Annotated in this window: 13 protein-coding genes and 2 pseudogenes; 4 read left to right on the forward strand and 11 right to left on the reverse strand. The window is 51.2% G+C overall.

Annotated features, from left to right (window positions below):
- Positions 1 to 80 precede the first annotated feature (80 nt).
- Positions 81 to 461, reverse strand: a complete 381-nt coding sequence (locus tag PPOP_RS10420) for a DUF5412 family protein (protein ID WP_006286278.1) — start codon at positions 459 to 461, stop codon at positions 81 to 83.
- Between the two features lie 211 nt (positions 462 to 672).
- Between PPOP_RS10420 and PPOP_RS10425 the strand changes: the two genes are divergently transcribed.
- Positions 673 to 1,011, forward strand: a complete 339-nt coding sequence (locus PPOP_RS10425; protein WP_042228360.1) for a hypothetical protein — start codon at positions 673 to 675, stop codon at positions 1,009 to 1,011.
- 96 nt (positions 1,012 to 1,107) lie between these two features.
- On the opposite strand, the gene PPOP_RS10430 is transcribed toward PPOP_RS10425, so the two are convergent.
- Entirely contained in the window at positions 1,108 to 1,863 is a 756-nt protein-coding gene (locus PPOP_RS10430) for a YwiC-like family protein (RefSeq protein WP_042228362.1), read from the reverse strand.
- A 234-nt stretch (positions 1,864 to 2,097) separates the two neighbouring features.
- On the opposite strand from PPOP_RS10430, the gene PPOP_RS10435 reads away from it, so the two are divergent.
- Complete coding sequence (locus tag PPOP_RS10435; RefSeq protein ID WP_006286281.1) at positions 2,098 to 3,192, forward strand: acyltransferase family protein; 1,095 nt, start codon at positions 2,098 to 2,100, stop codon at positions 3,190 to 3,192.
- A gap of 59 nt (positions 3,193 to 3,251) precedes the next feature.
- Positions 3,252 to 3,347, forward strand: a pseudogene (locus PPOP_RS23370) (hypothetical protein); the annotation flags it as partial.
- 76 nt (positions 3,348 to 3,423) lie between these two features.
- Here PPOP_RS23370 and PPOP_RS10445 read toward each other — a convergent pair.
- The 6 genes from PPOP_RS10445 to PPOP_RS10470 all read right to left on the reverse strand — a co-directional run bounded on the left by PPOP_RS10445 (position 3,424) and on the right by PPOP_RS10470 (position 10,990).
- Positions 3,424 to 4,395: an ABC transporter ATP-binding protein gene (locus PPOP_RS10445; protein ID WP_006286282.1), complete on the reverse strand. Its 972-nt coding sequence runs from the start codon at positions 4,393 to 4,395 to the stop codon at positions 3,424 to 3,426.
- Positions 4,392 to 5,375 (reverse strand): ABC transporter ATP-binding protein, encoded by a 984-nt coding sequence (locus PPOP_RS10450; RefSeq protein ID WP_006286283.1) that lies wholly within the window; start codon positions 5,373 to 5,375, stop codon positions 4,392 to 4,394. The genes PPOP_RS10445 and PPOP_RS10450 overlap by 4 nt, the downstream gene beginning before the upstream one ends.
- Positions 5,376 to 5,385: 10 nt before the next feature.
- Positions 5,386 to 6,309, reverse strand: coding sequence for an oligopeptide ABC transporter permease (gene opp4C / locus PPOP_RS10455; protein ID WP_006286284.1), 924 nt, complete (start codon positions 6,307 to 6,309; stop codon positions 5,386 to 5,388).
- A gap of 15 nt (positions 6,310 to 6,324) precedes the next feature.
- Entirely contained in the window at positions 6,325 to 7,281 is a 957-nt protein-coding gene (locus tag PPOP_RS10460; RefSeq protein WP_006286285.1) for an ABC transporter permease, read from the reverse strand.
- Between the two features lie 84 nt (positions 7,282 to 7,365).
- Entirely contained in the window at positions 7,366 to 9,099 is a 1,734-nt protein-coding gene (locus tag PPOP_RS10465) for an ABC transporter substrate-binding protein (protein WP_006286286.1), read from the reverse strand.
- Positions 9,100 to 9,619: 520 nt separating this feature from the next.
- Positions 9,620 to 10,990: a polysaccharide deacetylase family protein gene (locus PPOP_RS10470; protein WP_006286287.1), complete on the reverse strand. Its 1,371-nt coding sequence runs from the start codon at positions 10,988 to 10,990 to the stop codon at positions 9,620 to 9,622.
- Positions 10,991 to 11,134: 144 nt separating this feature from the next.
- Between PPOP_RS10470 and PPOP_RS10475 the strand changes: the two genes are divergently transcribed.
- Positions 11,135 to 12,283, forward strand: coding sequence for an AI-2E family transporter (locus tag PPOP_RS10475; protein WP_006286288.1), 1,149 nt, complete (start codon positions 11,135 to 11,137; stop codon positions 12,281 to 12,283).
- Between the two features lie 51 nt (positions 12,284 to 12,334).
- On the opposite strand, the gene PPOP_RS10480 is transcribed toward PPOP_RS10475, so the two are convergent.
- The 3 genes and pseudogenes from PPOP_RS10480 to PPOP_RS24210 form a co-directional block, all read right to left on the reverse strand.
- Positions 12,335 to 14,182: a peptidoglycan D,D-transpeptidase FtsI family protein gene (locus PPOP_RS10480; RefSeq protein WP_006286289.1), complete on the reverse strand. Its 1,848-nt coding sequence runs from the start codon at positions 14,180 to 14,182 to the stop codon at positions 12,335 to 12,337.
- A gap of 260 nt (positions 14,183 to 14,442) precedes the next feature.
- A pseudogene (locus tag PPOP_RS10485) lies at positions 14,443 to 14,736 on the reverse strand (transposase); the annotation flags it as partial.
- 148 nt (positions 14,737 to 14,884) lie between these two features.
- Positions 14,885 to 15,078, reverse strand: a 194-nt coding sequence (locus PPOP_RS24210) for a hypothetical protein (RefSeq protein ID WP_234399785.1), incomplete at its 5' end; no start/stop codon positions are given.

The raw sequence follows: 15,078 nt of genomic DNA on the forward strand, positions 1-15,078 counted from the left end.
TCGGTTCGTTTGTAAGGGTACAAACATTTTACCGAGTTGGCGGCTTTTTTTCTATTCTTAAATTGTATTTTGTTGGTTAATCAACAGGCCTGATTTTTTACTATTCTTTTATTATAGATGTCTCCGTTTTCAATGTTAAGCACAATCCCACTAATGTCTATTGTATCTTTATCCTTCCACTTCATCTCAACAGTTCGTTGGGGAAAATTCCAATATATCGTTTTTGTCTTTTTTGTTCTTAACTCCATTAATTCTACTCTAATTGCATAAGGGGTAGTGGAATGTTCATTCACAAGATAAGCCTTTAATGAGTGTTGTTTATCCTGTGACGTTACTTCCTGTAGAAACTCACCTTTTGGTAAGCAAGACATGCACTCAAAAAAATAATAGTTGAATCCTTTTATACCAATCCAGATTAAAGCTATCATTATAACTGCAATCATGATTCCTTTTTTAAGCATATACTTCCCTTTTTTGTTAATATGCACTTATTATAACAGTAAATCATACAGCTTTTTTAAGGTCTAATCTTCTGTAGTCAACAGGACTTATATAGCCTAAAGTTCCATGTATCCGATGTTTGTTGTACCCATGTACGTCTTTTTCTTGGGCGAGTCGAGATTGGTTAAGAATGGGCAATACTTCAGGATGAAAGATAGGAGGGAAAGGGGCATGAGCATGACTCAGATTGCAGACGAGCTGGGACGGGATCGCAAGACGATCAGGAAGTGGCTGCAGGCGGACGAGCCAGGCGTATACCTGAAGCGCAAGCCGACAGCAGGAAAGCTGGATGCCTACAAAGAAGTATATACGCCATCGTATGGCGGAAGGCTGTCTGAATGCGAGAGTCATTCTGGTCGAGATCCGGGAGAAAGGCTACACCGGCAGCAGCACCATCCTTCGAATCTTCATGCAGCCGCTGCGACCGTCCATTCAATCGAAAGCGACGGAGCGGTTCGAGACGGCGCCTGGCGAACAAGCGCAGGTGGACTGGGGACATTTCAAGGTTGACTATGATGGAAAAAGTCTGCGGCACAAACATCCGTTTTACGCCCAGGTACGTTTTTCATTCGCTGGGCATTCGCAAGGGGAACGGATTACCGCAGTTTACGGAGTGATGACAGCGATTAGCGGAATTGCCGTTACGATGCTAAAGACGATCTCTGCGATGCCGACCTGCTTGATCGTTACCTTCTGACCAGGCATCCAGACCGCACGCAGGAATAGCGCTACAAATGGAAGAGCAGCCCAGAGAGGAAGCATAAGGCCCACGGCTGCCGCAGCCACGATATGGACACCGATAGACAAGCCGTAGTACAGCCGGCTTCCTTTCTTGCGAATTATCGTCTTTACATAAAATATCGTTCCGGCGAAATAGAGCAGGCAAGCGGCAAAGGCCCGCCAAGCCAGGCTCCAGTCCGTTCCCCCACCTGCCTCGAAAGCAATCGGGAGCATCCAGCAAAATTGGAGGACCGCCAAAAAATCGTTAAGGAGATGGCGTTCTCGATTGCACTTCGCGAACGCCGCGTTCAGCAGCAGCAGCGGCAGCATGACGGCGCCCATCCACCAAATATCCGGCCGCATCGCCAATACGGCGCTCCCGGCGAGCGCGCCTGTGGCGCCATATCCAATCACTGGGCCTCGATATACACTGGCCCGTCCGGTCTTGATCCACTGCAGGCCGGCGAACGATCCGCAATATGCGGCCAGCCAGGCGATTCCAAGCCAGGCGTGAATGGCTTGCGGCTTACTGGCGAACATGCCTGCCGCGAACGGAATGATAAGCATCGCCCATGCTCGGTGCTGATTTGGAATATATGCCCGCAGAAGCTTCGATCTGCGGTTGAGATGTTCCTTCGACATCGTTCCTGTCTCCCCCTTGTATGAACTGTTGCTTCAACCTGGCATCTCTACTGTATCTTACTTAAATCGCCGGGCGCTGTCTAAGCTCGCATAGGAACTTTCGCCATTCTGTCAAAAGTGTACGACGCTATCACCCCATTTTATGTGATGTAGATCACAATTCCGAAAATGACGCTATGGTACTTTTACATCGTTAACATAAAACCACAACCAACGTTGTAGGAGGGAAGGACAATGCAGGAGCAGAAGTGGAATCAAGCCTCCTCCGGATTGAAGTCAGCCATGTCCTTTCAGAGTGGAGAGATTTTCGGATTGAATTTGCGGTTCATGCTTATTGTGTGCGTGTTTGTCGCCAATGCGATTGAGCCGCTTATCGGTACGATGCCCGTGTTGAAAGGTTTATTCGTCTGGATTTTTACGTTTCATATGCCGTTGTTCGTCTTCGTCACAGGCTATTTCGCCCGCAGCAATCTGAACGGCTGTGCGGGCAGGGCCGTGATGAAGCAAATCGGCATCCAGTATGTCATTTTTCAATCGCTATATTCGCTGCTTGATGTCACGCTGTTCCATGTCCCGGGAATAAAGCACTCGTTCTTTATTCCGTACCTGCTGTTGTGGTTCCTGATCGGGCATTTGATTTGGCGTGCCATCCTGATGCTGTTCACCCGATGGCAGCTTCGCCATCCGGTCATCCTGTCGGCCATCATCGGTATTGCTGCGGGATTTCTGCCGATAGACGGGGCGTGGCTCGGTCTGTCCCGGACGCTCGTCTATTTGCCATTCTTCGCGTTCGGCTACGTCTTCCACGACGACGCCTTCCAGCGGTTCGCCGCTTCCCGCTTCCGGCCGCTGGCCGCAAGCTTGTCCGTCGGATTGCTGATTGTGCTTCTTCTATGGCCAAACGCGCTCCATCCGGAATGGCTGATGAACCATATGACGTTCCACGAGCTCGGTTGGCTGGAGCACTCGCCATGGTACGCCATCGGGATGCGCCTGTTCCTCTACGCGCTGGAGATTGTCGCATCGGCCGCGTTCTTGGCCTGGGTGCCGTCCCATGCCGGTTGGATGACCAGTTGGGGGCAGCGGACGCTGTACGTATTTTTGCTCCATGGCCTTATCATCCGGCTGCTTGTCGTCTCCGGACTGTACCATTATATTACGACCGGCCCGCAGGCCGTTCTGCTGATTGCGGCTTCGCTTGCCTGCACCGTGTTGCTGGCACAGCCAGCCGTACGATCACTATGTCGCCCGATTATCGAACCCCAATGGAACGCTCTCGGTCGCTGGCGCCGCATGTCGGTATTCCATCGCGGTATGAAGAAGGGTTAACCTTTTATCAACAGCGCCCCGTACATTTGCAGCGGGGCGCTATTCGCATTTACCGGGCCGGCCACGTCCATTTGCAGAAATTCGGCAAGATTGTCAAGGAGGCGATCCGGGAAGCGGGCGGCATGCCGTTCGAATTCAATAAGGCGGGCAAAGACTCTTCCAGACGTTCAATCTCCTTGTTCCCCTCCGCCCGATTCTTTAGGTATACGCCATGACGACTGGCAACTTGAACTACTCCACCAGATGACAAGCCACGTGGTGTCCGCTGGCAATTTCCTGGAATTCAGGAGCGGCTTGCCTGCAAATCTCTTTTACAAAGGGGCAGCGCGTATGGAACTTACATCCGGCTGGCGGGTTGGCCGGGCTTGGGATGTCGCCCTGAAGCACGATCCGCTCCGACTTGCGCGTCGGATCCGGAATTGGGATAGCCGACAGCAGCGCCTTCGTATACGGATGCAGCGGGCGCTTGAACAGCACGTCACGCGGAGCCAATTCAACAAGCGAGCCCAAATACATCACGCCAATTCGGTTGCATAAATGTTCGACAACGGATAAATCATGGGAAATAAACAAGTAAGTCAAATCTTTTTGTTCCTGCAAATCACTAAGCAGGTTAATGACCTGCGCCTGAATCGATACGTCAAGGGCAGATACCGGTTCGTCCGCTACGATGAAATCCGGATTCATGATGAGCGCGCGCGCAATTCCGACACGCTGGCGCTGACCGCCGGAAAATTCATGCGGATAGCGATCGATATGGTAAGGTGCCAAGCCGCAAATCGTCAATATTTCTTTGACGCGGTCGCGAACTTCCTTCTTGCTTGCGAGCCCGTGATCGAGCAGCGGTTCGCCAATCGCATCCCCGATCTTGATGCGGGGATTCAAGGAACTATAAGGGTCCTGGAATACAAGCTGCATTTGCGGTCTCATGCCGCGCAATTGCTTTTTGGGTAATGCATGAATGTCGGTGCCTTTAAAAAAGACGTTCCCTTCCGTCTTGTCCAGCAGGCGAAGAATCGTCCGTCCTGTGGTCGACTTGCCGCAGCCGGACTCGCCTACCAAGCCGAGCGCTTCCCCTTTTTGCAAGGTGAAGCTGACTCCGTCAACCGCACGCACATGTCCAACCGTCCGTGAGAAGAGACCGCCTTGGATGGGGAAATATTTTTTTAGATTTTCAACTTCGAGCAACGCTTGTTGGCTCATTGTGCTTTCCCCTCCTTCTCATACAGCCAGCATGACGCCTTATGCCCTTCCTCATAGGTCTTCAGCGTCGGCTGCTTCTCCGTGCATACCGATATGCAATACTCGCAACGGTCATTGAAATAGCAATTGTCGCCAAGTTCGACCGGATTCGGAACTTGCCCGGGAATCGTATACAACCGTTCCCGGCGCTCATTGATAATCGGCTTCGCCTTCAGCAACCCTTGGGTATACGGATGCTTCGGATTTCGGAACAATTCGATGACCGGCGCCTCTTCAATGACTTTGCCGGCATACATAACGACAACATGATCGGCCATCTCGGCCACGACGCCGAGATCGTGGGTAATCAGCATAATCGCCGTCTTGAACTCGCTCTTAATGTTGCGCATCAGATCGAGAATCTGCGCCTGGATCGTCACGTCCAGCGCCGTCGTCGGCTCATCCGCGATGAGCAGCTTCGGATCACAGGTCAAGGCCATCGCGATCATAATCCGCTGCCGCATGCCGCCGCTTAGCTCATGCGGGTAGGCGTCGAAGATTTGCTCTGCGCGCGGAATGCCCACGAGCTCGATCAGATCGATCGCCCGCTTGCGCGCTTCCTTCTTCGTTCCGCCCCGGTGCAGCAAAATCGGCTCAACCAGTTGCTCGCCGATTTTCAATACCGGATTGAGCGACGTCATTGGTTCCTGGAAAATCATCGCGATTTCATTTCCCCGAATATGACGCATTTCACGCGCTTTGAGCTTTAACAAGTCTTGCCCTTTATAAAAAATCTCTCCGCCTTCGATTTTCCCCGGAGGCGCGACGAGACGCATTAATGACATGGCTGTAACGCTCTTGCCGCAACCGGATTCGCCTACAACGCACAGCGTCTCGCCTTCTCTTATTGAGAAGCTGACATCATTGACCGCTTTTACGACGCCACTACTGGTATAGAAATTCGTCCGCAGATTGCGAAATTCGATCAAACTGTTTGCCATATCGTATCTCCTACCTCTTCATTTTCGGATCGAGCACGTCACGCAAGGCATCCCCGATGATGTTGATGGCAATTACCGTCAAGAAAATACATACCCCTGGCGGTATCCATAGCCACGGCCGCTTCTTAAATTCTATCATATTGTTCGCTGCCGAAATCATATTGCCCCATGAAGGTGTCGGTGGAACGACCCCGAGACCCAAATAACTCAATACCGATTCGTACAAGATGGAGCTGCCTACCAGCAACGTCGCCACAACGATAATGATCGGTATCGTATTTGGCAGCAAGTGGCGGAATATTTTACGTCTGTCGCGCAGGCCGAGCACTTCGGCCGCCTGCATAAATTCTTGTTCGCGCAGCATCAATATTTGCCCGCGCACGAGACGTGACAAGTTCGGCCACGCCATAAATCCGAGCAAAAACATAACGAGATAAATCCGTTTGTCCGGCGGAACCTTCATATCCGACATGATCGCGCCGAGAATAATAAGTAACGGCAAGCTTGGAATCGACATCATAATGTCGGCAAGACGCATAATAACCGTATCTACCCATCCGCGATAATAACCGGCAAGCGCGCCCAGCAGGCTGCCCAGCGTTACCGAGATCGTCATGGCGACAAGGCCGACGAGCAGAGAGACCCGGCCTGCCAGCATGACGCGCAGCAGAATGTCGCGGCCCAGATTGTCCGTGCCGAGCCAATGTGCGGCGCTTGGCGGCTTGTTGCCGTTGCGGATATTCATGGTCTCCAGTGAATAAGGAGACACCAGCGGTCCGAGGAAGCAGACGACAAACATAAGTAGAATGATGATGGCTCCCGTTACCGCGAATTTGTTTTTCAGCAGTTGCTTATATGCCAGCTTCCACGGGGAAGCCGGTTTGGTTTGGCGCACATGAGCTCCGTTAACGGATTCAGCTACCGTTTGAGACACAAATAACTCCCCTTTCTACTTCATCCGGACGCGAGGGTCGGCGACTCTGTAAAGTAAATCCGCTAAAAAATTCCCCAGCATCGTCAGCAGCGCCAGGAACATCGTGAAGCCCATCAGCAGGAAGTAGTCACGGGCATTGATTGCGTCCAAGTTAATGCGGCCGATACCAGGCCAGTTGAAGATTTTCTCCGTAATAATGGCGCCGGAGAACAACCCTGGCAATTCAATTCCAAGCAGCGTAATCGCAGGAAGCAGAGCGTTCCGCAGCGCGTGCTTGAATATAACGGTGCGTTCTTTCAACCCTTTGGCGCGGGCTGTCCGAATGAAGTCCTGACGGATAACGTCCAGCATGCTCGTCCGGAAATAGCGGGTCAAGCTGCCGACGCTCAATGCCGTCAGTACGGCAACAGGCAACGCCAAGTGCTGCAGCAGATCCCACAAACGCGCGAAACCTGTCGCATTGCTGCCTGACGTATACATCCCGCCGATCGGAGCCCAGCCCAAATCGACGGCAAATAGCTTGATGGCATATAACCCGACAAAGAACGACGGAAGCGACATCAGCGCGAAGACGAGCAGTGCCACCATTCCGTCATAGAAAGAGTGCTGCTTGATCGCGGCAAACACGCCGACGACAATCGCGATGGCCCAACTGAGCACAAGTACGATAGCGGCAATCAAAAAGGAGTTCCACATATAACGGTTAAGGACCGTGGTGACTGGCTGTTTGTGCTGCAATGACATGCCGAGATCACCTTTGATCGTATTTTCAGTCCAAGTGAAATAACGTTCAACAAGCGGCTTGTCCAAGCCATGGATCGCTTTGAGCTCGGCTGCGCGCTCCTTCGATAGCGTCGGGTTGGAATCGATAAAGTTCCCCGGCGCCATCGCGAAGACGGCGAACAACAGAATCGACACGCCGATAAGGGTCGGAATGAGCTGCAACAGCCGCCGCAAGGCGTAATGTTTCATAATGATTCCTCCTAGCATGAAATAAGCCCGAATGCCCAGCCTAATGGGATGGCTGAGCATTCGGTGTGCAGCACGATGAAGTCATTATTGAATTTGGATCGTGTTCAAATCTGCCGTAAACTTGCGGTATGGCGACATATCGAAGCCTTGGATCCGTGCATTCGTTGCCCACATATCGCGGCGTTGGTACATAAAGATGTAAGGCAAGTCTTCATTCAACTCTTGGTAGATTTCTTTGAAGATTGGCTTGCGCTGTTCGACGTCGACTTCGCTGCCGGCCATTTTGAACAGCTCGTCAAGCTTCGGATTCGAATACCCGATATCGTTTTGGGAACCACCCGTCTTGAACACATTCTCACCCGATTGCGGATCCGGATCCAAGTTCCAAGCCAGGAACATCATATCGAAGTCGCCTTTTTTACGTTTTTCGACAACGGCATTGAAGTCCATTTGCTCTGCGGTAAGCTCGATGCCGAGCTCTTTCCAGTTCGCTTGGGCGACCGGAATGATCGCGTCATTGACCGGGTTCGGAGAAGAAGCGGTGAACGTAACTTTAAACTTTTGTCCGTCCTTCTCGCGAATGCCGTCGGCCCCTACCGTCCAGCCCGCTTCATCCAGAAGCTGCTTCGCCTTTTCCAAGTTGTAATCGTACTTCGTTACTTCATCCGTGTAAGCCCAGGAGTCCTTCGATTGCGGAATGTCGATGACATCCGCATAGCCTTGGTAGACCGCATCAACGATTTGCCCGCGATCCAGGCCGTAAGCCAACGCCTGACGAACGCGCTTATCTTTGAACATTTCTTTGTTATGGTTGAAGGCAATATAACCGTAACCATTCGTGCGGAACAGGTTGATGTCCAGGAAGCCCAGTTCCTGAAGCTGCTCTACTTGGTCTTTCGATACGGCAACCATGTCCATATCCGTTGCGCCGGTTTGCAGCAATTGCACGTTCGTCTCATCCGTAGTAAACTTGTAGATCAGGTGCGGAATCTTCGGTGCGCCGAGATGGAAGTTCTCGTTCGCGGACAATACCGCTTCCTGTCCCGGAACGAACTTGTCCAGCTTGTAAGAACCGTTGCCGAGCGGCTTCGTGAACAAATCTTTCATATAAGACAGGTCGCCTTGCTTGTAGTCCTTGCCATAATATGCTTTGGACAGAATTCCGCTACTGCCGATAGCGGACAGGGCAAGCGCACGTGGTTCCAGCGTAGTAACTTCGATTGTGTTCGGATCAACAACCTTGATACCTTCGACCGAAGCCGCCTTCCCGTCTTTGTATTCCTGACCTCCCTTGATGGCCGCATCCTTGATGATATCGCTTGGACCGTCATAAGACTTGTCATGCAGCAGCGTCAATGTAAATGCAACATCTTCCGCCGTCAATGGGGAACCGTCACTGAACTTCAAGCCGTCCTTCAGCTTGAACGTGTATGTCAGCTTGTCTTCCGAGATGGAGTAGTCCTCTGCCAAGTTTGTCGAGTACGTTCCGTCTTTATTGATTTGAAGCAGTCCGGAAAACAATGACTCTGTCACAAAAACATCATATAAAGATTCAGAAAAGATCGGATTGAAAATACCGCTTGGTGCCAAAATACCAATGATAATCGTATCTTCCCGGTTTGTCGCCGTTGCGGGAGACTTGCTCTTGTCCGTTGCCGGAATCAAGCCGTCGGAGACCAGCTCGCCGTCATTGTTGGATGACTCTTGATTCGCTTGTCCTGCGGAATCGCTGTTGCCGCTATCGCTACCACCGCAAGCAGACAACACGAGCGTCAAGGACAGGAGCAGGCACATGATGATGCTGAATTTTTTCTTCACTACATTCTCCCCCTGATGTCCAATTTCTAATGTCTTTGCATCTTTGCAACCCTAGTATCTTGAAATAGTATACATAAAAAAATCATCGCGATGAGTGAAAAACGTTACTGCATTTATATAACATTGGTCAAATAAGTTTGCAAAAAACCCCCCATTTCAAAAGCAGGATACGAATATTTTTTCATAATACTACTTTATAATTTCGGTTTTGTAAATCCTTTTACACTTTTTACACTAAAAGTTTGTTCTTTTATGACGATAACTTTTTTTTATTACCTTATCGTAGAAAAGTCCAGGGAATACACGGTTTTCTTTGTGGCAACAAGGAGAATTTTTTCATTTTTCGGCAAGACGTCCACAAAAAAAGGACAAACTACCCAAAATTCCACTACCGGTGTGCATTTGTGTATTTTTCTATTTTTTCATAAAGTTTTTATTCCCCCGGATGAAGCAAGAAAAAAAAAGACGCCCCCTATCCAATAAATCAGAGCGGCATCGTCGTCTCTATATTTTACAAAATTTACATATAATATGTCGCTTTTTCCATCCCGTTCTCTAAAATCATCATTCTCTCCGGCTCGGGCTCCATCACCGGCTTGCGTGATTTGCCATAGCGGTTCAGCAATGTTTCGACGGACATGACCATCACCTTGGGAACCATCTGTTCCGTATGATCTCGTAATCTCATCCTCCCTTGAGGATGAATGACGCTCATCAGCAGGCGCAAATATTGGCGCGTACACCAAGAGAATAGGCCTCGCGGCAACTCCCTTACGGTGAAACCGAATTGCTCCGGTCCCCGATGGATCATGCTTACGCCGTATAATGCCTTCACGTTCGCCCTCAACTCTGGATGATCCATAATATAATCCGCAAGCTCCGGCAGCGATTTCTCGACGGAGCGTATCATCTGAATTGCGAGCTGGACGGGAGAACGCGAGCGCCGGACCATCTCGTACAGCCGGTTGTTATCGAAATGAAGCTCCAGAATCTCATTGTCCCGGTTCAACTCGACCCCATCATCCAAATGAATCGTCTGCCCATGATACGGGCGGATGCGGAAATGAAACACGGGATCTTGCCGATTGGTCGTCTGAAGGCCATACAGCACATGGAACGCCTTCTCATATAGAAGCCAACCGCTGATTATGCTGCGCTTCAGCCAGGAAGGATTGCTGCTCTTCTCCTTCTCGGTCTCCTTGATTAGCTCGTCTATACGTACACAGGACAGCTCGTGCCCAGCCGCTTCCTTCAAAAACCGCTCCAACGCCTTCAGCATGATGCCCGGAGCTTCCTCGTTGGCACCAAGCGTATGGCCGCAATCGTGCAGAAGGAGAACCTCGCCGCCCCGGCATCGATTCATCATCCGCCGGAACAGCCGTTCCTCACCGACCTTCTTCCGCCAATCGTTGAACATGCCGGACCAGAGTATAATTTGAAGATGACCGAGATTGCCATAGTCAAATAAATTGACAATCCCCCACGGTGGCCGATAATAGTATGATCGTTGTCCGGTAGCGGACAAAATGATATCTGACGTTTTACGAATTTGCTGTTTTACCGTTTTCGGACGCATCAGCCAGTTCGATTTATGGACGTAGTTGTGGATCCCAATCAAATGCCCCTCATCGCTCATTCGCTGCAGCAAATCGGGATGCTTTTTTGCATGCATGCCAACGACAAAGAAAGTTGCCTTTGCGTTGTATTTCTTTAATAGATCCAGCAGCTGCGGCGTATATTCCGGATCTGGCCCATCATCGAACGTCAGCGCCAGCTTCGAATCCGATCTGCCTTTTTGAAACACACGAAAACCGAATAATCGGCTGATGATACCTGGTAGAAATGCATAAAACGTCAGGATGTAAAAACACCATAATAAAATGATTTCCATCCCCATTTCCTCGTTTCGTTCTTATATCTATACCCTCGAGGCGATAAGTTTATTGTAACATACTCATGAAAGAATAGGCACCGGAATTCAATTTCGTGTACAATGGGATCCAAGAAAAGAATAGGGAGCAAAGGAGTTATTTCCATGATCGGATTTTACCGCAAATATTGGAGGACGGCTTTTGACATTGGACTGCTTTTACTAACGATTTACCTTATTATGTACAGCTTCAGTTATCTATATTCCATCGCCAAGCCCATTTTCTTTGCCTTCATTGTGTTCATGCTTATTGAACCGATGGCCAGATTTTTCCATCGACACGGCGTTAACAAGGCGATCGCTTCCGCCCTGTCAATAGGTCTGTTTCTTTTACTCATTCTGGGGGCTATTTTTGGTCTTGGCTTCATTTTGATGAAGCAGGCGATCGAGCTCCAGGAGAGAATGCCCAAATATTTTGAAGTCCTTCAGAAGGAATTGTCAAATATTACTAAATTCCTCCATCAAAAATATGTGGCGCTCCCCGAAGACGTGACCATGCGCCTGAATGAATATGTCGGAACGATCACGAAGAAAGGCTCGCAAATTGCGCTCGACTTTTTAAGCTGGCTTATCAATCATGTTTCCTCTTTCTCGGCATTCACCCTTAATTTCGGCATCGCGATGATACTGGCTTTTTTCCTTAGCATCGAGATCGATACGTGGAGAAGGGCCGCGCGTAACCATACGCCCAAGACATTTCGACATGCATATACGTTCCTTAAGGAAAATGTCATTAAAGGGATCGCCGCCTATTTGACAGCACAGTTGAAGCTCATCTCAATTACGTTCTCCATCATTTTCACCTCGCTGCTGCTCCTTGGGGTTAGCAATGCGTTTCTTATCGGCCTCTTGTCCGCTTTGTTCGATCTGCTGCCGCTGCTTGGCGTTCCGGTCATTTTCATTCCTTGGATCGTTTACTTATTCATCGCGGGGAACAGTTGGCTCGCAATTTGGCTTACGGTCGTTTTGGGCGTCACGCTGATTACCCGGCAAATATTAGATCCGAAAATTACGGGCAATACGTTAGGGGTGTCTGCGTTTACGATGCTTTCCTTTATGATATTGTCTTTGTCGTTATTTGGTATCGTCGGGGTTGTGCTGTCGCCTATTCTCCTTATCTTGGTCAAGGCTCTCTATGATCAAGGGTATTTGAACAAATGGATTCGTATGCCAAAAGAAGAATTCGATGCTCCCCCTTTCCCGGAAGGACCGGATGCGATTAACGGAACCGCGCGGGATTCGGACAATCATTAATTTTCCGGCTGGCACGAAGCCGCAGCTGCGCGGAGAAGCCTGAACAGGCGGTTACTGCGTGCTGCGGCGCGGGAAGCCGGAATTATCACGTGCTGCGAGCAGATCCATCACTTTACCGAACAAGACGGTTGCCCGGTGGAACGTCCCGGCGGGCTCATCCTCAAAGACGACGCTAACCGCATATCGGGGCTTCTCGACCGGACCATAGCCGACGAACCACGTATGAAGTCGTTCGCTTCCGTAAGCATCTGCCTGTGCGGTACCGCTTTTGCCTGCCAGCCTCCAGACCGCTTGGCGAAGCGGCTGCCCCGTCCCATAGGCGACAGTATCCTCCATCCAATGACGTACCTGTCTTGCCGTCTGCGGCTTCATCACCCGTCCGCTTTCGATTCCGGCAGCGAAACGGGCGAAGGGAAGCCCGTTCGCATAGCGAAGCTCCTGAACGAGGCGTGGCTCCCCTGCGGCTCCGTCCTGAAGCAGAGTTGCGATAAAATTGGCGGCCGCCAACGGCGTAAGGCGCACATTTCGCTGACCAATGCCAAGCTGTGCCCGCTCTCCCCCGTCAATCGTTCCACGATCCTCTCCCGCCGCAAATATCCGGCTCGCCTCCTCGCCATCAAAATGCTTCAACCGGTTATGCCCACGGCCATCCGAGGAGCTCATGCCAACGGTGCCTGCCATTCCTACCCGCTTGGCGTACGCCTCCAGCCCGGCGGCGCCCATCCGTTCTGCAAGCTCGGCGAATACGACATTGCAGGATTCCGCCAACGCTTCGCGGAGCGTCAATGTTCCATGCCCGTCCTTAACCCAACAGGATAGACCGTATTTACCATAGTCGCCGCTGCAATGGAATCGCTCTTGCGGATCCGTTACCTGGGCTTCGAGCGCGGCAGCGGCGATGAACAGCTTATACACGGATCCCGGGGGCAACGCTTTGAGCACACGGTTATTCCAGCTCCCCTGCTCCGGCATCACATGATTCGGATCGGCGGCCGGGCGGGACGCCATCGCGATGACATCGCGCGTCACGACATCGAGCACGATGACTGAGCCCTTCTTCATTCCCATTTCATCCGCAGCTCGCCCGATAGCAGCCTCAATCTCGCGATCCGCCGTCGTAATAAGCTGTAGCGGATAATACGGATTGTCCGGACGGCGGATCCGGATGTCGAGACCGTAGAGCGGACGCTGATCCGCATCGGTATAATGGACGAGAATCGTCGGTCCGAGACTCCGAAGCAACGGCTCGAACGACTGTTCCAATCCTGATCTCCCGCTCGTCCCCGTCATGCCCGCTTTCGCTTGCTCCCCGGCTGCAGCTGATTGCGCGATAAAGCCGATCCATTGCGGAGTCCCTTTGCCGAGCGGATACCGGACCGTGATGGGAAGGGAACGCACTCCGTTCCAGCCGGAAGCATTCAGCCGCCGGGCTTGCTCCGGCGTGAGCGGATGCGGCAGCTTGGCGTCGTGGGACGAAGGCCATACGAGCGGTTCCGCAACGCTCTCCCAGCGTGCCCGCACGTCCTGTTCTGTCGTATGGAACCAGAGCGCAAGCATGCGTACCGCTTCGGAGGGTATCGAGTCGCGATGAACGGGGAACAGGACAGCAGCCTGCACAGCCGCTCCCGTATAGGGACGGCCATTGCGATCCAGGATCGCCCCCCGGCCGTCGTCGAGCACGATACCTCGTTCCCGCTGTATAATGGAACGCTGCAGAAGCGTATGGCCCCCCCCTTGCACGGGACGATGCGGCTCGATAAGCTGCAGCCAGCCGAGCCTCATCATGTAGACGCCGAGTACCGCCACAATCCAGATGCTTGCCACAGCTATGCGTCCCCGGGTAAGCGACAGCAGCCCGGCTAGCTGCGCTTTGCCGAATTTCCCATTTTGCTCCTCCATGCCCATCCTCCTTCCGTGGATATCCAAACGATGATGCTTCTACGTCCAGTATCGACGGAAACGTATACAAAAAAACGGCACCGATAAAGAAACATATACATGGCAAGAGAATGTTTGGGATTACATTTATACGGTATGGAAATAGACCAAGACGATATCCCCAACCCTTCTACCATCAATAGCATCAAGGTTGAAGACAATGAAGTATAACTTTGTGTAAACTCGTTTATAGAGAATCTCCCCGAGAGGGAGATCGACCCTCACGGCAGATGCTGGCCGATGCGCTCTAGAAAGAAAACGGAGAGCTGCAGCAGCATTTGGCCCCAGTTTTGCACGCAGCCCGTCCATTTGCGAGTGACATCGATAGTGACGAGGTATAGCATCTTTAGCAATGCCTCGTCCGTCGGGAAGATGCTTTTGCCCTTGGTCACTTTTCGTAGCTGGCGATGGTAGCTTTCGATCATGTTTGTCGTGTAGATGAGCTTGCGGATCTCTGGCGGATACTTGAAGAACGTAGCGAGTTCATCCCAATTGGTACGCCACGAACGGATAATCTCTTCGGGTAGCTTCCATCATTTTATGGTATAATCTTCGTAGCCCTTATTGAAACGGAGAGAAACCATGCCCTTCCAATCGAAAAAAGAAAAGTTAGTATTATCCATTGCCGATCGAGAAATGCTTCAACGAATCAGTCACGCGCGTTCAGAAGAATATCGCCGGGTAGAGCGCGCACGTATTCTGCTTCATTAATGCCGACGGCTTGAGCATCCCAAAGATCGCAGAAATTCTCGGTACAACGGTACCCAAGGTCCATCGCTGTGTCGATAAATCACTGGCATTAGGGCCGGATGCCGCATTGGGAGAAGAACAGCGTTCAGGTCGGCCTTCCGTTGTAA

Source organism: Paenibacillus popilliae ATCC 14706, from assembly GCF_000315235.1.
Taxonomy (GTDB): domain Bacteria; phylum Bacillota; class Bacilli; order Paenibacillales; family Paenibacillaceae; genus Paenibacillus_B; species Paenibacillus_B popilliae.

Excerpts from the sequence above, each read along its gene's own strand:
- PPOP_RS10475 (WP_006286288.1), top strand. The coding sequence starts at position 11,135 with ATGATCGGATTTTACCGCAAATATTGGAGGACGGCTTTTGACATTGGA.
- PPOP_RS10425 (WP_042228360.1), top strand. The coding sequence starts at position 673 with ATGAGCATGACTCAGATTGCAGACGAGCTGGGACGGGATCGCAAGACG.
- PPOP_RS10445 (WP_006286282.1), bottom strand. The coding sequence starts at position 4,395 with ATGAGCCAACAAGCGTTGCTCGAAGTTGAAAATCTAAAAAAATATTTC.
- PPOP_RS10430 (WP_042228362.1), bottom strand. The coding sequence starts at position 1,863 with ATGTCGAAGGAACATCTCAACCGCAGATCGAAGCTTCTGCGGGCATAT.
- PPOP_RS10435 (WP_006286281.1), top strand. The coding sequence starts at position 2,098 with ATGCAGGAGCAGAAGTGGAATCAAGCCTCCTCCGGATTGAAGTCAGCC.
- PPOP_RS10470 (WP_006286287.1), bottom strand. The coding sequence starts at position 10,990 with ATGGAAATCATTTTATTATGGTGTTTTTACATCCTGACGTTTTATGCA.
- PPOP_RS10450 (WP_006286283.1), bottom strand. The coding sequence starts at position 5,375 with ATGGCAAACAGTTTGATCGAATTTCGCAATCTGCGGACGAATTTCTAT.
- PPOP_RS10480 (WP_006286289.1), bottom strand. The coding sequence starts at position 14,182 with ATGGAGGAGCAAAATGGGAAATTCGGCAAAGCGCAGCTAGCCGGGCTG.
- PPOP_RS10460 (WP_006286285.1), bottom strand. The coding sequence starts at position 7,281 with ATGAAACATTACGCCTTGCGGCGGCTGTTGCAGCTCATTCCGACCCTT.
- PPOP_RS10420 (WP_006286278.1), bottom strand. The coding sequence starts at position 461 with ATGCTTAAAAAAGGAATCATGATTGCAGTTATAATGATAGCTTTAATC.